Annotated in this window: 14 protein-coding genes and 4 pseudogenes; 14 read left to right on the plus strand and 4 right to left on the minus strand. The window is 66.6% G+C overall.

Features of this window, described 5'->3' with window-relative positions; translation table 11 throughout:
• Nucleotides 1-13: 13 nt before the first annotated feature.
• Nucleotides 14-838, minus strand: coding sequence for a hypothetical protein (locus tag AC5RWT_RS07050; RefSeq protein WP_494079694.1), 825 nt, complete (start codon nt 836-838; stop codon nt 14-16).
• A 460-nt stretch (nt 839-1,298) separates the two neighbouring features.
• Here AC5RWT_RS07050 and AC5RWT_RS07055 point away from each other — a divergent pair, with 460 nt between their 5' ends.
• From AC5RWT_RS07055 to AC5RWT_RS07105, 11 genes and pseudogenes are all read left to right on the plus strand, one after another.
• A complete protein-coding gene (locus tag AC5RWT_RS07055; protein ID WP_494079695.1) occupies nt 1,299-2,834 on the plus strand; it encodes a sugar transferase in 1,536 nt (511 codons plus the stop codon).
• Between the two features lie 26 nt (nt 2,835-2,860).
• Nucleotides 2,861-3,307 carry an FAD synthase family protein gene (locus tag AC5RWT_RS07060; protein WP_494079696.1) on the plus strand — a complete coding sequence of 149 codons (447 nt, stop codon included), beginning with the start codon at nt 2,861-2,863 and terminating at the stop codon, nt 3,305-3,307.
• Nucleotides 3,308-3,346: 39 nt separating this feature from the next.
• Nucleotides 3,347-4,069, plus strand: a pseudogene (locus AC5RWT_RS07065) (aminotransferase class V-fold PLP-dependent enzyme); the annotation flags it as partial.
• 484 nt (nt 4,070-4,553) lie between these two features.
• Entirely contained in the window at nt 4,554-7,160 is a 2,607-nt protein-coding gene (locus AC5RWT_RS07070) for a helix-turn-helix transcriptional regulator (RefSeq protein ID WP_494079697.1), read from the plus strand.
• The gene (locus tag AC5RWT_RS07075) at nt 7,157-9,880 is read left to right on the plus strand and encodes a helix-turn-helix transcriptional regulator (protein WP_494079698.1); all 2,724 of its coding nucleotides are present in this window, start codon (nt 7,157-7,159) and stop codon (nt 9,878-9,880) included. Before AC5RWT_RS07070 ends, AC5RWT_RS07075 begins: the two co-directional genes overlap by 4 nt.
• A 342-nt stretch (nt 9,881-10,222) precedes the next feature.
• Nucleotides 10,223-10,534 carry a hypothetical protein gene (locus AC5RWT_RS07080; RefSeq protein WP_494079699.1) on the plus strand — a complete coding sequence of 104 codons (312 nt, stop codon included), beginning with the start codon at nt 10,223-10,225 and terminating at the stop codon, nt 10,532-10,534.
• A 46-nt stretch (nt 10,535-10,580) separates the two neighbouring features.
• Nucleotides 10,581-10,946, plus strand: coding sequence for a hypothetical protein (locus AC5RWT_RS07085; RefSeq protein ID WP_494079700.1), 366 nt, complete (start codon nt 10,581-10,583; stop codon nt 10,944-10,946).
• 203 nt (nt 10,947-11,149) lie between these two features.
• Nucleotides 11,150-11,530, plus strand: a complete 381-nt coding sequence (locus tag AC5RWT_RS07090; RefSeq protein ID WP_494079701.1) for a hypothetical protein — start codon at nt 11,150-11,152, stop codon at nt 11,528-11,530.
• A gap of 404 nt (nt 11,531-11,934) precedes the next feature.
• Nucleotides 11,935-12,096: pseudogene (locus AC5RWT_RS07095) on the plus strand (hypothetical protein); the annotation flags it as partial.
• Between the two features lie 246 nt (nt 12,097-12,342).
• Nucleotides 12,343-13,244, plus strand: a pseudogene (locus AC5RWT_RS07100) (IS481 family transposase); the annotation flags it as partial.
• Between the two features lie 306 nt (nt 13,245-13,550).
• Nucleotides 13,551-14,348, plus strand: coding sequence for a response regulator transcription factor (locus tag AC5RWT_RS07105; protein WP_494079702.1), 798 nt, complete (start codon nt 13,551-13,553; stop codon nt 14,346-14,348).
• A gap of 155 nt (nt 14,349-14,503) precedes the next feature.
• On the opposite strand, the gene AC5RWT_RS07110 is transcribed toward AC5RWT_RS07105, so the two are convergent.
• Nucleotides 14,504-16,162, minus strand: a complete 1,659-nt coding sequence (locus tag AC5RWT_RS07110) for a RecQ family ATP-dependent DNA helicase (protein ID WP_494079703.1) — start codon at nt 16,160-16,162, stop codon at nt 14,504-14,506.
• Nucleotides 16,163-16,453: 291 nt separating this feature from the next.
• Between AC5RWT_RS07110 and AC5RWT_RS07115 the strand changes: the two genes are divergently transcribed.
• The gene (locus AC5RWT_RS07115) at nt 16,454-17,776 is read left to right on the plus strand and encodes a cysteine desulfurase (RefSeq protein ID WP_494079704.1); all 1,323 of its coding nucleotides are present in this window, start codon (nt 16,454-16,456) and stop codon (nt 17,774-17,776) included.
• Between the two features lies 1 nt (nt 17,777).
• Entirely contained in the window at nt 17,778-18,239 is a 462-nt protein-coding gene (gene sufU / locus AC5RWT_RS07120; RefSeq protein WP_494044666.1) for a Fe-S cluster assembly sulfur transfer protein SufU, read from the plus strand.
• Nucleotides 18,240-18,302: 63 nt separating this feature from the next.
• Here sufU and AC5RWT_RS07125 read toward each other — a convergent pair whose 3' ends face one another.
• The gene (locus AC5RWT_RS07125; RefSeq protein WP_494079705.1) at nt 18,303-18,524 is read right to left on the minus strand and encodes an SCO4848 family membrane protein; all 222 of its coding nucleotides are present in this window, start codon (nt 18,522-18,524) and stop codon (nt 18,303-18,305) included.
• Between the two features lie 16 nt (nt 18,525-18,540).
• Nucleotides 18,541-19,041: a DUF2505 domain-containing protein gene (locus AC5RWT_RS07130; RefSeq protein WP_494079711.1), complete on the minus strand. Its 501-nt coding sequence runs from the start codon at nt 19,039-19,041 to the stop codon at nt 18,541-18,543.
• A 137-nt stretch (nt 19,042-19,178) separates the two neighbouring features.
• Between AC5RWT_RS07130 and AC5RWT_RS07135 the strand changes: the two are divergent.
• A pseudogene (locus AC5RWT_RS07135) lies at nt 19,179-20,592 on the plus strand (transcription-repair coupling factor); the annotation flags it as partial.

Below are 20,592 nucleotides of genomic sequence, written 5' to 3' on the forward strand. Positions count from 1 at the left end.
CTTGCTCGAGGAACTAGCAGTCGGGATTGTTGGGGAAACTGTGGGAGCTGACGAGCCATTCGCCGTCGTGTTCCTGCAAGTCATAAACATTCAGCGCGGTCCGGGTACCGGGCTTCGCGGCCTCCAAGACGGGGATGCCGTCCGCGTCGGTGACTTCTATGGAACTGGAGTCAAGGCAGATGTAGACACGCTTGATGGGCACTCCGTCTGCGTCCATCGGCTCGACCTTCGGTTCCCCGACTATTGCCACGGTGCCGGTCTGAGTCCATTGGTTGGCTGAGAACTCGTTGAATTGAGCCTCCAGTTCGCCCAAGGCCGAGCCGAAGGCAATAGCCGAATAGTCAGGGATTTTCGGTGGCAGCGCTCCATCGCGGCGGTCTTCCGCGGGGGCGGAAATGCCCGCCGCTTTCTTGAAGAACGCGGCCACGGCGGTCTTCTCCGTGGCTTTGATGGGTTTGCCGTTGCGGGGCCAGGAATCTGGTGTCTTCAGTCCGCCGGCCCGAGCCGGTTTCTTGGCAGAGTTGGCACGCTTGGGCTCCGGCGTGGCCTTGGGCGCCGGCTTTTCGGAGGAGAGAACACGCGCCGGGTTAGGCGCCGCTGTTGGTTCGGTCTTTTCTGCTGCGGGACCTGGGGCCGCGGTGGTCTGCGCTGCCTGCGGCCCGGCTCCGCCCGGACGGGCAGGCGTTGGCGCGGCAGTGGCGGACACCGCCCAGCTGCCGGCCAGCACAGCCACCACGGCCGCGCCCGCAATGACCTCCCGGCGTCGCCGGCGGCGCGGCTCGGGGCGGGACTGCGTGTCCTCGGCCTGTCCGTCGGGTGGGGAATCATGTTCGTACACGGTGACGCTCCTCGGCATAGTTCCAGACCGCCAAGGCGGCTGAAGTGGTCCAAACTCTAGGTTCGGAGACGGTGCCGGGCAACGCTTTTCGCGGCCAAAACCGCAGGTCAAGCAGGCGCCCAGGCAAAGTAGAGTGCCGGCGTTCGGGCGGTCCAAGTAGCCGGCCCCGGGTTTAGGTATTTCGGGTGATCGGGGCACGTATTCACGGTGGAGGATGGGTTGCGGCTACTCGTGCCCGCCACCGGCGCGGCTCTTAGGGTTTTCTTAGGCGCCGGCCGGGCTTGAACGGCCGTCGCCGTGCAGGGGCCGCGGCTTGCGGCCGTTTCGGGATGCCCCCACCCGGATCCGAGGCGGGGCCGGCCGCGCCGAAGTCCCCTTGAAACCAGGACTTCAGCCCCCAGTCGCGGTCGGCCCCTTCGCCTAGAACGGTGTTGTGATGTTGCCTAGGAGGGTCGCAGTCGTGACTGAATTGCATGCCGGTGAGCTATCTACCGCGGTACCGTTGCGCGCCGAGGTCTGGTATCCGCGTGCTGGCTACCTCCGCGGCCGGCCTGTCCGGCGCGCCGGCACCGATTCCGGCCCGCACTGGTCCAGCAGGTACCGCCGGATGCTCATCGCAGCCGATGTGCTGGTTGTTGCCGCGGCGTTGCTACTGTCGCAGTCGGTCCGCTTCGGCGTGTCGGATCTGGCGGGGGACGGACAGAACCTTAGTTACAGCCTCATGTCCCTGGGCCTGGGCGCGGCGTGGCTCCTCATGCTGGCGGCCTACCGCAGCCGGGACACCCGCGTGCTGGGTACCGGTTCCGAAGAATACAAGCGAGTTGTCCGTGCCACGCTGCTGACCTTCGGTCTGGCGGCGGTTGTGGTGCTGGCATCCGATGTCGACGTTTCCCGGGGCTACTTTGCCCTGGCCCTGCCTGTTGGCCTTGCCGGCCTGATGGGCGCACGGCGGACACTGCGCCACGGACTGACACGCGAACGGAGCCGGGGGCGCTGCCGTTGGCGCGTGGTGGTGCTGGGGCGTCTCGAGGACGTCACGTACGTCATCAGCCAAATTCACAGGAAGCCTGGAACGGCTTACGAGGTGGTGGGCGCTGCCCTGCCGGCAAAGGACCGGGACCAGGCCCTGACCGTTAAGGGGCGCAGCGTCCCTGTTGTCGCCGAGCTGGAAGGGGCGGTGGAGGCACTGCCCCGGCTGCAGGTGGAGGCGGTGATTGTTGCCGGTCCGGTCCGCGGAGGCAGCAGTTACATCCGTGATCTGGGCTGGGCGCTGGAAGAGTCCGCCACGGAGCTGGTGCTGGCCACAGGGTTGACCAATGTGGCCGGCCCGCGGATCCACTTCCGCCCGGTGGAGGGGCTGCCGCTGATGCACGTGGAGCTGCCCCAGTTCAGCGGCATAAAGCACCTGCTTAAGCGGCTGCTGGACGTGACGCTTTCCGCCGGCGCCCTGCTGCTGCTACTGCCGGTGTTCGCCGTGCTTGGCCTGGTGATCAGACTGGACAGCCCGGGTCCGGTGTTCTTCAGCCAGGAGCGTGTAGGCCGCGGCGGCCACACCTTCCGGATGTACAAGTTCCGGTCCATGGTGGTCACGGCGGAGGCGGAACTAGTGAACCTGCTCCAGCACAATGAGGCGGACGGCCCGCTGTTCAAGATGCGGGAGGACCCGCGGGTCACCCGTAGCGGGCGCTGGCTGCGCAAATTCTCCCTGGATGAGCTGCCGCAGTTCTGGAACGTCCTGATCGGGGACATGAGCCTGGTGGGGCCGCGGCCGCCGCTGGAAAGCGAAGTCAGCGGCTACACCAAATCGACCCACCGCCGCCTCTACATCAAACCCGGCTTGACCGGCATGTGGCAGGTCAACGGCCGCTCGGAACTGAGCTGGCAGGAGAGCGTGCGCCTAGACCTGTACTACGTGGAGAACTGGTCCCTGACCATGGACCTCATGATCCTATTCCGGACCGCCAGGATGCTGGTGAAACCGGTCGGAGCCTACTAGCCAGACCTACTAACAAAGGATGAACTGTGTCATTGACAATCGGTTATGCCGCCGGAGCGTACGATCTATTCCACATCGGCCACCTCAACATCCTCAGGCAGGCTAAGGCCAACTGCGATTACCTGATTGCCGGGGTGGTGTCGGATGAACTATGCGAGCAGAAAAAGGGCACGCGGCCTGTGATCCCACTGGCCGAACGGCTGGATATAGTCGGCAGCATCAACTGCGTGGACGAGGCGGTTGCGGAAGTGCTCCCGGACAAGCTGGATACTTGGCGGCAGGTGCAGTTCAACGTCTTCTTCAAGGGAGATGACTGGCGCGGCACTGCGAAAGGGCTGGACTTGGAGCGCCGCTTTGCCACCGTGGGGGTGGAAGTGGTCTATTTTCCCTACACAATTCATACCTCCAGTACGGCACTGCGCCAGGCGCTTGCTGCTACCGACTCCCGGCCCCTGGCTTCTGAGGTCCGTTGAGACGGGCAAACCCCGCGGCGCCAGAGTCCCCGCTGGTCGATACGGTTGCTCCGTATCGAGACCCGCATCCGCAACGACTTTCCCATTCTGGACCAGAAGATCAACTGCATCCGCTCGTCTACCTGGACTCCGGCGCGACATCCCAGAATTCGCAGTGCGTGCAGAAGGCCGAGCAGGAGTTCTACGAGCAGCACAATGCCGCGGTGCATCGCGGCGCCCATACCCTGGGCCGTGGGGGTCACCGACGTGTTAAAGGCCGCCCGCGGGTCCGTAGCTGCCATCGTGGGCGCCAGGACCAACGAGATCATCTGGACATCCAACGCCGCCCAGGCGCTCACTCTCGTCACCTACGCGTTCTCCAACGCCAGTGCCAGCCGCGGCGGCGAGGCAGCGGAGCGCTTCGCCCTGAGGGCCGGAGACGAGATCGTGGTCACCGACATGGAGGACCACGCCAACCTGATTCCATGGCAGGAACTCGCCTTCCGCACCGGCGCCACCCTGCGCAATATGCCCGTGGACGACGACCGCGCGCTGCGCCTCGAGGAGGCAGCGCGCCTGATCGGGTCGCGAACCAAGGTCCTGGCGTTCACTCGCACCTCGAAGTTGCTCGGCACCATCAACCAGGTGTAGAAGCTGGTGGGCATGGCCCGGGAGAAGGGCGCCGCAGTCGTGCTCGATGCCTGCCAGTCCGTGCCTCACCTGCCGGTGGACGTGAAGGCGCTGGACGTGGACTTCGTCGCCTTCTCCGCGCACATGCGTTTGTGCGGGAGCATCGAGGCGGACGAGGAAATCCTCCGCGATGGCACCAACTTTCCCGGGTCTCGAAGTACCCTGCCCGCCTCAAACGCGCGATGCTCGCCTCAGGGCCCTCAAGGGCGAAAAGCGCACGAGTATTCCTCTTGAAGGCAATCTTGAGCGAAACTTCGGTCTTCTTTGCGCCCAACCCTCGGATGGCAACCAATACTGGTATTGGGATCAGCGACTTCACTGAGGGGGCGCGCCGATCGTAATGATCTGCGTGATGAGTCAAATCTACTAAGTGGTCAGGGCTTCCTGGCTGCCCCTCGCTGAATGGTATCTCCAGTGCAGAAGCCGTTCTTGGGGGAGTGGTATGGCGGATGTTGCAATGTTTCCTGGCAAAGTTCAGGGGACACGGAATCAGTGGCGGCAGGTCGCGGCAGGTCCCGCGGAAATCCGGTTTGCGCCTTCCCCGCCTGGCTTCATCCGGCGCGCAGACGATGTGAAAATGGCGCGCGAAGGGCTGGAGGCGGAAACGGGCAGCGGACTGTTGCTCGTCGGGGAGCCGGGGGCGGGGAAGACCACCCTGGCGCGGCACGTGCTCGACAAGTACTTCAGCGAAGCACACGTGGTCCCCGTGCGAGGCAGCTCCGCCACGGCGGAAACACCATATGGGGCACTCGGCTTCCTACTGAGTGACATGCGCGAGGAGGCATTAGGACACCCGTTGCTGGTGCTCCAGGAGGCCGCCCGGCTGCTCGCTGCCAGCGCGGCGGGGCGCATGCTCATCCTCCTGGTGGAGAACGCGCAGCAGCTGGATGCGATGACTGCCACGGTGATCACGCAGCTGGCCCGGACCGGAGCGGCGAAGATCGTCGCAGGCATCTCCGAAACGACCGGGTCCACCGACGAGTTCATTCATCTGTGGTCCGAAGGCCGCCTCCTGCGGTTGGACATCCGCAACTTCACCCGCGAAGAGGCGAAGCAGTTTCTCGCCGGTGTCCTGGGCGGACAGGTCTCCGGTGCCGCCCTCAACGAGCTGTGGCAAGTGACCGGCGGCAACCCGCTGTACCTGCGGCTGCTCGCCGTGGAACAGCGCAGTGCCGGCTCCCTGGTTTATCGGGACGGCGTTTGGGTGCTGACTGGCGACGTCGTGCATTCAGGCGAGATTGCCGACGTCTTTCGCGGCTGGGTGGACCGGCTCGCGCCTGAACAGCGGCAGGTGGTGGAACTGCTGGCGTTCATCGCCGAACTGCCCCTGGCCCTGCTGCAGAATGGCGTGGCGGCCGACGTCTTGGACGACCTCGAGCAGCGCGGCGTCGTTGAAATGGTCACCGGGCGGGAGCCCGTGATGCGGCTCTCGAACCGGCTCGTCGCCCGGGTGGTCCGCGACCTCGTTCAGCCGGGCAGGAGCCTAGAGCTCTGGGCTTCCGTCGCACCCGGCATCCAGGCTGCCCAGGTTCCGGCTGAAACCCTGGTCCAGTTTGTGGCATGGAGCCTGGACTGCGGCGGTACTGTCTCCGCAGAGACGATAATGAACGCGGCACGACTGGCTAACCGGCTCTCGGCGCCAGCCGCCGCTCTTCGATTTGCGCGCAGTGTGCCGGAGCAGAACCGGCATGCCGAACTGGGCCTGGCGGAGGTCGAAGCCCTGACTAGCCTGGGCGATCCGTCCCGGGCAATGGATTTGCTGGACCAAATCAGCCGCCGGAATCGGGGGAACCGGCAGCTCCGGGGGCGCCTGCTCCTGGCCCGGTACCAGGCGCTGCGGGCCATTCCCCGCCGGGCAGGCGAGGCTGCCGCGCTCCTGCGGGAGCTTCAGGCTGCAGGGGCCGCAATACAGGAGCACGAGGCGGACGCCGGCCTGCGCACCCTGCGGCGGGACATTCTGCTGGCGGCCGCCGAAAACGCGGTGTGCACCGGAAGCCCGGTATCCGGACGAAGCGCAATGCCGTTGCCTGACGCCGTCGGTCCGATCTTCGGCGACCCGGCGGCGCCGGTGGACGCCCGGCTTCGGGCAGGCTGCCTGCTGGCACACTCGCATGCCGCAGCAGGGCGCATGGATGCTGCCCGTGATCTCGCCGAGCAGCTTCAGGCAATCCTCTCGACCGTGGACCTCCTGCCCGCCCGCGGCGAAGAATTCCTCTTCGGCATCTGGCAGATCCATTTCACCGCCGGCAGGTGGCAGCGCTGCACGCAACTGCTGCAGCCGGAAGCGGGGCAGCCGCTGCCCGCAGCCTCCGGCACCCTGGGGCAGTTGGCCGCGGGGCTCCTGCATGCCGCCAGCGGGCGCGCCCAGCTGGCACGTGACGAGTTGGCGGGCGCGGTCGGCCAGCTCCAAGTCTCCGATTCGCGCGGCATGCTGCCTCTGGCGCTGTCAGCCGCGGCTTATGCGGCGGGACTGCAGGAAGATTATGCCCGGGCTAAGCAGTACCTGATGGATGGCGAGCGGCTGGACCGGACGGCTCCCCGGGGCAGCCCCGTCCTGACGGACTATTTCCGTGTGCTGGCCACCGCGGGACTCGGCCATCGGGAGGAGTCGCTGGGGGAGCTGAAGGCCTTGGCCGACAGCACCGCCGGGCGGGCGCACGGCCCACGCGTGCTGCTGCTGGGCGCAGCCGCCAGGCTCGGAGATCCGGCAGCTGTCCGGCGCCTCCTTGCGGATACCGAAGGCGAGGACTGGCCGCTGGCGCGGATGTATCACCTCTATGCCGCGGGCCATTTGCGTGAGGACAACCGGCTGCTCCTGCAGGCCGAACAGATCGCCAGCGCGGAGGGCAATGACCTGTTCGCCTACGAGCTTGCCGCTGCCATCGAGAAGACGGCCTCGGACCAATCCCGCTCCCGTCACGCCCGCGCCCTCAAGAACGCGAGTTTCCGCAGGCTGCACCGCCATCACGGTGCAGCACGGAGGCTGAGGGAGCTGAGCGATTTTGAACGCAAGCTAGCCTACGCCGCCGGGCAGGGACGCAGCAGTTCCTCCCTCGCGCGGGAACTGCATCTCTCGCCCCGCACGGTGGACTGGCATCTGGGCAGGATCTACAACAAACTGCATGTCTCCAGCCGCGCGGAACTGCGCGAGGTACTGGGCCAGGCTGGCGGGGCGGCGTCATGATGGAGGGATTTGGCTCCAACGAACTGGTGGGCCGAGAGCAGGACGCCGCCCTGGTGGCCGACAGCGTCAGCGGGTCGGGCGGAGGGGTCCTGCTCGTCGCCGAGCCCGGCATGGGCAAGACCACCCTTGCCCGGTCAGTTGTCGGCCGGCTCGGTGAGCTGGTCCACCCGGTGTGGATCTATGCGAGCCCGGCGCTCTCGCAGATCCCGTTCGGCGCCCTGGCACCGCATCTGGGACCCCTGGCCCCGCAGGAGTCAGGGTCGGTACTGGCGGCGATGCGCTCGCTGAAGGCGACTGTGGGACAGTACTCCGCAGACGGCCGCCCGGTGCTGCTGGTCATCGACGACGTGCATGACCTCGACGAAAACAGTGCAGTCCTGGCAGCGCAGCTAGTTTCATCCGGCGCTGCCCGGATCCTTGCGCTGGGGAAGGCCGGCCGACAATCGCCCCAGGAGATCGACTCGCTGGTCACCGACAGAATCCTCCAGCGCCATGTGCTCAGTCCATTGACCGACGCCCAAGTCGATCAGCTCTGCCGCACAATTCTGGGCGCACCCATCCTGCCCAGCAGCAGTGAATCGATCAGCAGGGCGTCCGGTGGCAATCCGGTATTCGTCCTGGCTTTGCTGGCCCAGGCGCGCAGGAGGGCGGCGCTGGTGGAGCGCAACGGAATGTGGCTGCTCACGGGCGAGCTTCCATCGCCAGATCCCCGGCTCAGGGACCTGGTCGCCGGACAGCTGGGCCGGCACTCGGAGCGGGTGCGCGAGGTGCTCGAAACCGTCGCTCTCGCGGACCCCCTGCCGCTGCAGGTGCTGCTGCAGGCCGCGGCCGGGGCCGACGTGGACATCCTGGCTGAAGAGGGACTCATCATCATTTCGGAAGGGCCGCAGAAGACCGTCAGGATGTCCCATCCGCTTTATGGGCAAGTGGTCCGGCAGCTGGTTCCGGCGGGCCGCAGCGCAAGGATCCGTGAGCGCACCCTTGACCTGACCGGTAACGGACCCTTTTCCGATGACAGGCAGCTCAGGCTGCTCGCCTGGTCCCTGGACTGCGGACTCCCCGTCCCGGATCAGCAGTTACTGCGCGCCGCCAGCCTGGCCAACAACCTCTTCGACGGCCGGACAGCCCTGCGGGCGGCGGCTGCCGTCAAGGACGCCCGCTACGTTCACGCCGTGCAGGTGGAAATCGGACGGGCACACTTGAGTCAGGGAGACCAAGCCGAGGCAGGGCTGGCCGTGGCGGGGATCCTCGACGCCGCAGCCGACTCCGACGTCGCCCGGGAGGCGGCGTTGCTCGAGGCCGATTTGCGGCTGGAAGCCGGTCATCCGCAGGATTTGTCGGGGATCGCCGAACGGTGGGCGGCGACGATGCAGCGGATCCTCGCCGCGGACACCTCCGGCGATCTCCCCGTCGACCTCGAACCGGCACTTGCCGGGGTCCGGCTGCTGAGCCTGCACGGCCTGGTCGCCCAGGGGCGTTACGCGGAGGCAGAGGCTGACCTGCGCCGGCTCGTGGCCCGGGCCGATCTGTCACCCGAAGACGAGTTGTCCGCCAAGGCGATGCTGGGCGAATTGCTGATCCACACAGCCCGCCTGGAAGAAGGTGTGAAGCTGACCGGGCAGTCTGCCGCCCTGCTGCGGCGCCACCCCGAGCGCCTATGCAGGCATGCCGCGCTGGTCCTGCCCATCCATGCGCTGGGACTGATCCGATGCGGTGCCTGGCAGCAACTGCCTGAGGTACTGGATGATTATGCGCGGATGGGGTCGAGGACCTTGATACACACCGGCGGAACAGTCGGTCTCATCACCGCGCTGAGCCAACTGGGTCAGGGCAGGCAGGAGGCCGGACTGCTGACGTTGCGGGCGTCCGTCGAGGGGCTTGCCGTGTCGGACAGGCAGCGGTTGCTGCCCCTGGCCCTGGCCGTGGGCGCGTACACCGCGGCCCTGGCCGGGGAGGCACGGACGGCCGAAGGCTATCTGGAGCGTTACGCCGCAACGGGCTACTCAGCCGGAGTTCAGCTCCAACAGCTGTGTCGCGGCTATGTGGCTGCAGCCGGTTACCGGCTTCGCGGGGATCCGGAGGAATTGACCGAACTGCGGGCGGCCGCGCACGAGGCAGGGCGCATGGGGTGGACCAGCACCGAGATCGAATTGGCGCTGCTGACACTGAGGAGCGGGGATCTGGACGCCTTGGACACGCTGCTCAAGGTGACCGACAACGCTGACTCCGACTGGGCTGCCGGGTTGAACGATTTTGCCAGGGCGCTCCTGGCCGGGGACTCCGTCAGGCTCCGGGAGCTGTGTTCCGGCGCCGGAGGGGACTGGCTCCTGATGCTGGCGCTGGACGCGTTGCAACGCGCGGAACTGCTGGCCGATGATCAGCTGGCGTGCACGTCCCTGGGGCGGGAACTGGTGCCCGCCCTGCAGGAACTGGCCCTGCTTCGACGGGGCGGCGGAAAGCAGCCGGGCGGAGGAGACCGCCCGGGCCCTGGAGCAGACTCGGACGCTGTATCCGGCAATGCGGTGTCGCCGGGCGCCGTCGGGCTGACCCGGCGCGAACGCGAAATCGTCCATCTCGTCGCCCAGGGCCGGCGTAATGCTGAGGTCGCCCGGGAACTGTCGCTGTCGGTGAGGACGGTTGAAGGCCACATCTACCGCGCCTTCAACAAATTGGGCATCAGCCGTCGTGAGGACCTGGTTCCAGACATGTTCGGCTCTTGAGCACTACCCACTACCCACTACCCACCCGCCGGACGGCCGGCGGGTGGGTAGTGCTGCCCCCACGTCCGCAGTTTCCGGTGGTACCCAAAATCGTTTCCACTGTTCCGCGACTACCCGGCGGTTACTCAGTGGGTTTGGCCGGTACGTATTACCCAAGACGCGGTGCCCTGTCGATACCTGGGCTTCTTGCAGGTTCAGTCCTCAAGGTCCTAGTTAGGTCTCGAACATGGAAGAATACTCCGATCCGTCCCTGCGCGTCCGCCACGGGCACTTCCTGCTAAGCGCGGGTGCCCAGCCGAGGCGCTCGCCGGCGCCCTGACCGGACCGGACAGCGCCGGCGCAATGCTCCTCGGCGAGGTAGGCAACGGCAAGACCACCCTGGCCCGGCGGGTACTTTCCCGGCTCAAGGGCCGCGTCCACATCGAGACGGTTCGCGGTGGCGCCCTAGTTTCGGCGATGCCCTACGACGCCATCACGTACCTGATCAGCGAGATGGAGGATCAGCGGCTGGGGCATCCCATTCAGGTGGTTGCCGGAATCAGTCAGCTGCTGCGGGAACGCGCAGACGGTCGGCCAGTCATCGGCTTCGTGGACAATGCGCACCTGCACGACCAACTGTGCGAGGTTCTGCTGGATGGCCCGGTCCTGCCGTGAACCAGCCGGATGCTCGCCGAGGCTGCCCGCAGAGACCCCTTAGGGCTTGACTTCGCTGATTGCCGAGGGACGGCGTTTGGGCCTCCTGGTCCAGCGCAACGGCGTGTGGCTGTTGGCCGGTGAGCTGCCGCGTTGCAGCCGGCCGTTGGCGGACCTGACCAAAACCGAGTTGCAGCGCGTTGCAGCTGCGGAGCGGAACGGGGTGCTGACGCTGGCTCTTACCGGACCCATCGAGATCGCCGGACCGGAGCCGCTTATCAAGCCCGCGGTCCTCGACACCCTGGAGACGGCCGGGCTCGTGGACACGGAGCCGAGCCAGGGCGGACGTTCCGTGCGCCTCAAGGCCCACCTGAATGAGGACTCCGTCCGCCCGTTGGGCACCTTCCGGCTGAAAAGGAAGATCCACTCCTAGTTCAGGGGGGCGGAAGGAGGGGTTCGGGCTGTCGAGTGAGCAGCGGATGCTGGCTGCCCGCTGGGGACTGGAGAGCGGCGAACCGGTGCCGGCAGGGGAACTGTTGGCCGCCGCCCGAACCCGCCAACGCAAACTAGGACCACTCCACGGCGCTGCAGCTGGCCGGCGTCGTTCCAGATCCGGCGTGCCGGCACGGGGCCGCCGTGCAGGAAGGGCGCGCCTACCTGTATCAGGGCCGCCTTGAACTGGCCACGGCAGCGGTCAGGCCGGTGCCCAACGCCGCCACGGACCCTGCAGTCCTCGCGGAAGCGGTCATGGTAAGCCGGCAGCTCATCATGCTCGAAGGCGGCGGTGACGCGGAGCTGTTGGTCTGGCCGACAACTGGGAGAGAGCGCTTGAGCGGATCGAGGGGGGAGACCGGCGGCCGGCATGACCCCAGCAGGCAGGGTCTTCGCCTGCGCCTGAACGCCCGCCACCTAGTAGGCCAGTTCACCCGGACCGGAAGGGAACTGGAGGAACTGGCGCGCATCTCGGCGAGCAACGAACTGCGGATCCTGGCACTGGTGCTGCTCGCAGAAGCCTAGGCGGCATGGGGCCGCGCGGGGCTTTGCGCCGCGTCCGCCCGGCAGATGCTGGAGCTGGCCATCCGCTGCGCAGGGCGATGCGACGGGCCGGAAGCGTAAGTCCTCCGGCTTACGCCTGCGCTCTCCGGGAGAGGCATGCCGGGAACTTACTTGAAGCGGCGGCCCTGGCAGCCCGCCGTTCCATTTAATGGCAACCGAAGCCGGGGGGGGCTCAGCGCCCGGTCCCGCGAGCCGCGACGGCAACCAGAAACTGGCCAAGCTAGCGGCGACGCTCTTGTATGAGCAGCGGGCACAACTGCCGGACGTTACGCCCCCAGTCCCTACAAACAGGGGCAAGTGGCGAAAATTCACTCATCCGGAACGCGACGTAGCGGCCCTGGTAGCCAACGTAGTCAAAGCAGGTCGCCGAGCGGCTGGGGCTCTCCGTCCGCACGGTAGAGGGCCACATCTACTGTATTTACTCCAAGATTTACTCCAAGCTTGACATCGGCAGTCGCGAGGGGCTTGCGGACAGGGTCAACGCGAACGGAATGCATTTTCGAATGCGTACCCTCGTTGGCCGCTGAATGTGCTGCGGCTTGGTCGACGATGTCACTCTTCGCCGATCGGTGGGCATGAGCCCAGATGGCGAGGTTGTTTACTGTGCAGGGGGTAGCGCGGGAGGCTTGGTGGATGACCGTGCGTCATCGGAAAACAATGGAAGCGAATTTCCTGCTCCCTGTTCTTCAGCCTAGGCGCCGCTAGGCCAGCATCCGTGATCCGCACGCGAATCGTGTCCTAAGTAGCGGGCTGTGTTCCCTGTCCCTACTGGCGACGGCTGGCCGCTGCGCCGTGCTGCGGAGCGGTTCCAGGTCTGCGTCACGACGGCCTCACGCTGGGCCAATCGCTATCGGGAACACGGCGAGGTTGGAATGCAGGACCGGTCCAGCCGGCCGGCCCGCAGCCCGCGCAGGACTCCGAAGCGCCGGGAGCGGCGGATCATCGCGCTGCGGATCAACCGGCGCTGGGGCCCTGCCCGGATCGGATACCTGCTGGGCATACATCCCTCGACCGTGCACCGGGTGCTCTCCCGCTACGGGCTGGCGAAGCTGGCCTGGCTGGACCGTGCCACCGGGCGGGTGATCCGCCGCTACGAGCATGCCGCGCCCGGGGATCTGGTGCACGTGGACGTCAAGAAGCTCGGGCGGATCCCCGACGGCGGCGGGCACCGGATGGTCGGGAAGGCAACCGGGAACAGGAACAAGACCGGCACCGACGCCAACCGGCGTCCCGGCTACGCCTACCTGCACAACGCGGTCGATGACCACTCGCGCCTGGCCTACACCGAAATCCTCGAGGACGAGCGGAAGGAGACCGCGGCCGCCTTCTGGGAACGTGCCACGGCCTGGTTCGATGGCCTCGGCATCGAAGTTCAACGCGTGCTGACCGACAACGGCTCCTGCTACCGCTCCCACGCCTTCGCCGCAGCTCTCGGTCCCGGCACCAAACACAAACGAACGCGCCCCTACCGGCCGCAGACCAACGGAAAGGTCGAACGTTACAACCGCACCCTTCTGGAGGAATGGGCCTACGCCAAACCGTACCGGTCAGAGGCTGAACGCCTGGCCGCCTTTGCCGGCTGGCTCCACGACTACAATTTCCACCGCGGGCACACCTCACTCAAGGTCGGCCACCGGCCAGCCGCGTACTCAACCTCTCAGGTCAATACAGCTAGCCGCCCAGGATGGAACACAGCCGCGGCCGCCACCATCGCAACGGAGGCCACCAGCGGCTGATGGCCAAAGTTCATGCGGCGCGGCGTTTTCCCATGGCACTACGGGCCAGCCAGCGCCTATAGGATGCGGGCATTTCGTACCTTGTCCTTTCCCGGAACCTTTGCCCCCTTTGAGGCAAGCCCCCGACCCCGCAATGCCGCCTTGGATGAGCCCCAATATTGCCTGCACCGCGGCGGGTATACTCCGGCCTTATAACTCTATTGGTGCAGCATTACGGTTCAGTTCAGGCAAAGTCGGGGGGCGGCGTGAATAGTCAACGTGTGGCAGTCATTATTGAGGATGACAGGGACGTCCGCAGCCTTCTGAAATCGGTTTTACAGCAGTCAGGGTTCGCAACCCATGCCGCCGCCAACGGTGCCGACGGCGTCGAAGCGGTCCGGCGCTACAAACCGGACATCATTACGTTGGACTTGGGACTGCCGGATTTTGACGGCTTCGAAGTAGCGCGGCAAGTACGCAAGTTCAGCGACGGCTACATCGTGATGTTGTCGGCACGTACCGAAGAGCTGGACACTTTGCTGGCGCTAGAGGCCGGGGCAGACGACTACCTGACCAAGCCGTTCCGGCCTCGTGAACTGCGAGCCCGGATTTCTGCCATGCTACGCCGTCCGCGCCAGCCCGGAGCCGATGCCGCCGGTGTGCCAAAGCCGGCGGAATCCGGGACCTCGGCTGCGGAGGCGGCACAGGCGGCGTCTGCTGCAGGGGAACTCGGCGCACTCATGCACAATGGTCTGGTGGTGGATCAGGCGACCCGCACAGCGCAACTCGGCGGCCGGGACGTGGAACTTACCCGGACCGAGTTCGATCTGCTGTACGAGTTGATGCAAAGCGGGCGCGTGGTCCGGACCAAGCCGGACCTGGTCCACAAGCTGAGGGACCAACACTATGACACCGGCGTCTTTGTCAGTGCGGCTGACGAGCGCGCCGTCGAGGTCCACATAGGCAACCTTCGCCGCAAGCTGGGGGACGATCCGCGCTCGCCTCGCTGGCTGGAGACCGTCCGCGGCGTCGGTTACCGGCTGGCACCGCAGGCGCCGAACTGACCCGTGCCCCAAATAGACCCAGATGGTGAGCATGATGCCTAGCGGTTTGCCGGTCATCTCGGTCGATACTCGATCTATCTACTCGACTCGGGTATGACCGAGGCCTCTACGGTCCAGATGACAGCCGATTGAAGCTCGCCATCCGCGACACACAGTTACTCCTCCTCCACCGACTCCAACAAGCCAGCGTCCTCCCGGACAACTGACAGCGCGATGTCCTTGTAGCCGACCGACTCGAACAGGACCGTGATCCGGTCGGGCTGGGTCCCCATCACGATGCCCGGTCCCCATTCACGGTGCTTCACCGGCCGCTGGATCTCATAACCCTCCGGCATCTCGGCTTCCCGGGCGTCGGCCACGGCCTCCGACCCGGCCTCGCAGTTGTCGCAATTGCCGCAGTAGCCGTCGGTCTCTTCGCCGAAGTAGTTCAGCAGCCAGTCGCGGCGGCAATGGTCCGTCTCGGCGTAGCCGCGGGCCATTTCGATCCGGGATTCGTCGATCCGGTGCCGCGATTCGGCTTCCGCCTGTGCCTTGTCCGCGGCCGAGGAGGGGTCCGCCCCTCCGACCGCCCGGTAGCCGTTGCGGTTCACGGCGATGCTGCCGCTGTGTTCCAGGAGGTTGAGCAGACGGGATTGTTTCCGCTGCGAGAGGCCGGTCTGTTCGCGCAGCGCGGCCGGGCGGAGTGGACCGTGCTCCCGGATAGCGCCGAAGACGGCGGCGAGCTCGTCCGGATCGGGGGCACCGCCGGCGAAGAAACGCTGCAGGCCCAGGTCCTCGGACCGATAGTGCAAAACCGCCTGCGCCGGTTCACCGTCCCGACCGGCACGGCCGATCTCCTGGTAGTAGCTGTCCAGCGAGTCGGGGATGTCCGCGTGCACCACAAACCTGACGTCAGGCTTATCGATGCCCATGCCGAACGCGGAGGTCGCCACCACCACGTCCACCTCGCCATCGAGGAACCGTTCGTGGATAGCCACCCGGTCGGCGGCCCGCCGCCCCGCGTGATAGGCGTCCGTCCGCAGGCCGCGCTCGGCCAGTTCGGCCGCGTAGCGCTCCGTGTCCTTGCGGGTCGCCGTGTACAGCAGCCCCGGTCCGCCCAATCCGGCCACCTGCTCCACCACGGCTTGCCGCTTGCCGCGGTCTTCGTGGTGCCGCAGCACCCGGAGGTTGAGGTTCGGCCGGTCGAAGCTCTGCACCGTGACGAAGGGTTCCTGCATCCCCAAGCGATCGATGATCTCCGTTCGGGTATGCGGCGACGCGGTTGCCGTCAGGGCCACCACCGGCGGGTGCTTCAGCCGCTTCACCACCGGAGTGAGGGTCAGATAATCGGGCCGGAAATCGTGGCCCCAGGAAGAGATGCAGTGCGCCTCGTCCACCACGAACAAAGAGATGTCCAGCTCTGCCAGCCGCTGCAGGGTTTCTTCACGGGCCAGCTGTTCCGGGGCCAGGAACAGGTACTTCGCCTCGCCGCTGGCCGCGGCGTCCCACGCGGCGCGTTCGGCCGAGGTCCTCTGCTGCGAATTGATTGCGAAGGCCCGCCGGGCGCGCAGATCTTCGTTGATGGCATCCACCTGGTCGTACTGCAGCGCAATCAGCGGAGAAATAACGACGGCGGTGCCCGGCAAGGCGACGGCCGGCACCTGATAGACGGCGGACTTTCCATGTCCCGAGGGCATCACGGCCAGGACGTCCTCGCCGCGGGCCGCTGCGGCCATAGCGTCCAGTTGCCCCTCGCGGAGGACGTTCCAACCGAACGATTCTTCGGCGACCTGGCGCAGCGCGTCGCGGTCGGGTTGCTGGGGATGAATCGGCATGAGGCTCCTGCAGATCGGTTCGAGACGATGGTGCTTAGCTTCGTTTCTAACGAGCCGGCGGGGCTTTGTATAGGGCAGGCCAGTGGCGCGGAGAGCGGTTCCGGCCGCCGAACCCCCGGAAATCCGGGCGCCCAGAGCCGGTCGATGCCCCCGGGTTAGGCAGGACTCACGTGACCGGCGCCCGGCGAAGTGGGATGATTAGCGCAGACTTGTCTTGCGTATTGTCGGCTATAGGCACGCGCCGCGTGCGGGACAACCGGTTCCACCCATCGATCCAAGGAGCACCCCAAGGTGTCTGTGGTATCCACACCCGCAACGCTCAAACATGCCGCCGGCATGATCGACGACGCCGAGGCCCGGCGCATCCGCAACGACTTCCCGATCCTGAACCAGCAGGTGAACGGCTCGCCGCTGGTCTATCTGGATTCCGGCGCTACCTCGCAGAACCCGCTGTGCGTGCTGGAGGCCGAGCAGGAGTTTTACGAACAGCGCAACGCTGCGGTGCACCGCGGCGCCCACTCGCTGGCGGTCTCGGCCACGGATGCCTTCGAAAACGCGCGCGAAACCGTCGCCGGCTTCATCAATGCCGGCATGGACGAAGTGGTCTGGACGTCCAACGCCACCGAGGCCATCAATCTGGTCGCGTATGCCTTCTCCAACGCCAACGCCAGCGCCGGACGCGGCGGGGAAGCAGCATCGCGATTCGTCTTGGGACCGGGCGACGAGTTGGTGGTCACCGAGATGGAGCACCACGCCAACCTGATTCCGTGGCAGGAACTCGCCATCCGCACCGGTGCCACCTTGCGCTACATCCCGGTGGACGACGCCGGTGCCCTGCGCCTCGACGAGGCCGAACAGATCATAGGCCCGCGCACCAAGGTGTTTGCGTTCACGCACGCCTCCAACGTGCTCGGGACCATCAACCCGGTGGGCACCCTGGTGCGGCTGGCGCGGGAGGCGGGCGCCGTCGTCGTGCTTGATGCGTGCCAGTCGGTGCCGCACATGGGCGTGGACGTGAAGGCGCTGGACGTGGACTTCGCCGCCTTCTCCGGGCATAAGATGCTCGGTCCCACCGGCATCGGCGTGCTGTACGGGAAGGCGGAGCTGCTCAATGCGATGCCGCCGTTCCTGACCGGCGGCTCCATGATCACCACCGTGACCATGGAAAAGGCCGACTATCTGCCGTCTCCGCAGCGATTCGAAGCCGGGACGCAGCGGATTTCGCAGGCGGTGGCGCTGGCCGCGGCCGTGGACTATCTGCAGGAGACGGGGATGGACCGGATCCACGCGTGGGAAGCGGAGCTGGGGCAGCGGCTGGTAGCCGGCCTGCAGGCCATCGATGGTGTCCGGGTGCTCGGCCCCGCCGCCGGCGAGGAGCGGATCGGGCTGGCAGCGTTCGATGTGGACGGCGTGCATGCCCACGATGTGGGGCAGTTCCTGGATGACAAGGGCATTGCCGTGCGCGTGGGCCATCATTGCGCCCAGCCGCTGCACCGGCGGCTCGGACTGGTGGCGACCACCCGGGCCAGCACGTACCTGTACAACACCACGGACGACGTCGACGCGTTGCTTGACGCCGTCGCCGGGGTCCGCCCGTTCTTTGGAGCCAACTGACGTGAGCGCGGAACTGCAGCAGCTGTACCAGCAGATCATTCTGGAGCATGCCAAAAAACGGAACGGGTCTCCGCTGGCCGATCCGCCGCCGGGCGATAAATCCGGCGAGTCGCACATGCTCAATCCCACCTGCGGGGACGAGATCACGCTTCGGGCAGCCGTGCACGACGACGGTGCGGCCATCACCCTCTCCGCCATCAGCTGGGACGGCCAGGGCTGCTCCATCTCGATGGCCTCCGCGTCGGTGCTGAGCGACCTGGCGCAGGGCATGGACCGGGAGGAGCTGCTGAAAGTGGTGGACAACTTCCGCGAACTGATGCGTTCCCGGGGCAGCATCGAGGCGGATGAAGAAATCCTCGGCGACGCCGCCGCGCTCTCCGGTGTTTCCCGCTACCCGGCCCGGGTCAAATGCGCCATGCTGGCGTGGGTGGCGCTGGAGGAAGCCCTGCTGGCGGCGAACTGACCGCAGTTTAGGCAAAGGGCCGGGCAGCGCATCGTGCTGCCCGGCCCTTTGTATCCTCGTTGCTTACCCGGAGAGCCCGCGGGCGCCGATCACCAAGGTGGCAAGGCCCAGGATCATGGAGGTGGTTGCCTTCATGAACTCCATGTTGAAGTAGCGGGTCGTTGCGCCTTTCTCGTCTTTGGAACGGGGATCCTTCCACACGCGGACAAGGTGCGGCGTCCAGACAAGCAGAGCCCACACGCCGGCGAGGATCAGTACCCAGGCCAGGGCAGCTGGAATGTTCACTTCTGCGGCTCCCGGATTAGGAGCGGCCGGACAGCCAGGCCTCGGCCTGCTGCGCCTGGATGTTTAGGGCCTTGCCCAGCATGGGTTCGGCGGCCGCGGCGATCTTCCCGCCCAGGAACGGGATGGAGGATTTTACGTCGCCGGTCAGGTCCACGCGGGTGGAACCCCCGTCGGCAACCAGCTGCTGGACGGCGTTGACGTCCACCGGCGCGCCGGCCACCTTCATGGTCACGTCCGCAGTGCGCGAGCCATCCGCTGCGGGCGCCTGCCACCGTTCCGTCTGGGTAACGGTGAGCGAGTCGCCCAGCATCTTCTTGGCGATCGCCGGCAGCCGCGCGCTGGGAACCTTGCGGACCACGGTCAGGGTGAAGGCGCCGGACACGTCGCCGTCGCGCTGCACGGACTCCAGGGAGCCGCCGACCAACTCGCTGATGTGGCGCAGGAATGCTTCGTCGGTGAAGGTTTCGGTGACCTTGGCTGCGGAGTAGGGCAGGGTGGTGGAAGCGCTGAGCGCCATAAAGACTCCCGGAATTCTCGGAACTGATTGGGCCAACATCCATCCTACTGTGCGCGGTAAAGTTGGACTTCTGACCCTCAGTTCCGCCGAACTGGAGGGTATTCGTGTTGCGCCCCGACCGGAAGAAGATGGAAACAATGAGCCTGAACGGACTGCGCACAGCCCTCGCCCAGGACGATTCGTTCGCCAAGGTGCGGCTGCAGTCGGCCCGGCCCGTCGCAGAGCGCAGCGAGGACCTGCAGATCGGTGCACCGCCCGGGTTGCGGGCAGCGTTGCTGGCAGAGATGGTGCAGGGGCTGGAGGCCGGAGGGTCTCCACGCGGCGCTGGAGCGCCTTCGTCGACCACCGGTGGTGTTGTGCTGGCAGTGACGGCAACCGGGCGGGAGACGGAAGACCTGGCCGCGGCGCTGCGGAGCTACCTGCCGGATGAATCCATCGAGGAGTTCCCCAGTTGGGAGACGCTGCCGCACGAGCGGCTGTCGCCGCGCTCGGACACCGTGGGGCGCCGGCTCTCGGTGCTGCGCCGGTTGAAGCACGACGACGGTGCGTCGCCGCTGCGCGTGGTCATCGCGCCGGTGCGTGCGGTACTTCAGCCGCTGGTCCAGGGGCTGGGCGAGTTGCAGCCGGTTGCGCTGGCGGTCGGCGACGAGGTCGCCTTCACCGACGTGGTCCGCAGGTTGTCCGAAGCCGCCTACGCCCGCGTGGACATGGTCAGCCGGCGCGGCGAGTTTGCCGTGCGCGGCGGGATTCTGGATGTCTTTTCGCCCACCGATGACCACCCGGTGCGGATCGAATTCTTCGGCGACGAGGTCGAATCGATGCGCTGGTTCGCGGTGGCGGACCAGCGGTCGTTGGCCGGCGAGCACGTCAAGCACCCCACCCGGCTGTACGCCCCGCCGTGCCGGGAGCTGCTGATCACCCCGGCGGTGATGAGCCGTGCGGCAAAGCTCAAGGACCAGATGCCCGCCGCGGCGGACATGCTGGAGAAGATCGCCGGAGGCATTGCGGTCGAAGGCATGGAATCGCTGTCGCCGGTGCTGGTGGACGCCATGGTGCCGTTTGTCGGGGAGCTGCCGCCCGGATCCATCGCCGTCGTTATTGAGCCGGAAAAGGTGCGCACCCGGGCCCACGACCTGGAGACCACGAACGACGAGTTTCTGGCCGCCGCCTGGGCCACGGCCTCCGAGGGCGGGAACGCGCCGCTGGACCTGGCGCTGCAAGGGGATCTGGAGCAGGCCGGCTTCCGTTCCCTGGCCGACACGCGCGCGGCGGCCGGAGAGCATCAGGTGTCCTGGTGGTTTATCACGTCGTTCAACCCCGACGACGAAACCGTGCTGGACATCGACACGTTGACCATCGCGGCCCGGGAACCCAGGGGCTATCAGGGCGACGTGGCCGAGATGATGGAGTTCATCGGTTCCCGCGTGCGCGACCAATGGCGCGTGGTGGTGGCCACCGAAGGTCCCGGCCCCGCCTCGCGCATGGCCGAACTCTTCCACGACGCACAGATCCCGGCCACGCGGGTGGAATCGCTGGAGAACGAGCCGCAGC

The sequence above is a fragment of the Arthrobacter sp. Dra40 genome, from assembly GCF_059091905.1.

What these genes read in the sequence shown, in the direction of transcription:
- AC5RWT_RS07070 (WP_494079697.1), top strand. Translation starts at nt 4,554, where the DNA reads ATGGCGCGCGAAGGGCTGGAGGCGGAAACGGGCAGCGGACTGTTGCTC.
- AC5RWT_RS07075 (WP_494079698.1), top strand. Translation starts at nt 7,157, where the DNA reads ATGATGGAGGGATTTGGCTCCAACGAACTGGTGGGCCGAGAGCAGGAC.
- AC5RWT_RS07080 (WP_494079699.1), top strand. Translation starts at nt 10,223, where the DNA reads ATGCTCCTCGGCGAGGTAGGCAACGGCAAGACCACCCTGGCCCGGCGG.
- AC5RWT_RS07110 (WP_494079703.1), bottom strand. Translation starts at nt 16,162, where the DNA reads ATGCCGATTCATCCCCAGCAACCCGACCGCGACGCGCTGCGCCAGGTC.
- AC5RWT_RS07130 (WP_494079711.1), bottom strand. Translation starts at nt 19,041, where the DNA reads ATGGCGCTCAGCGCTTCCACCACCCTGCCCTACTCCGCAGCCAAGGTC.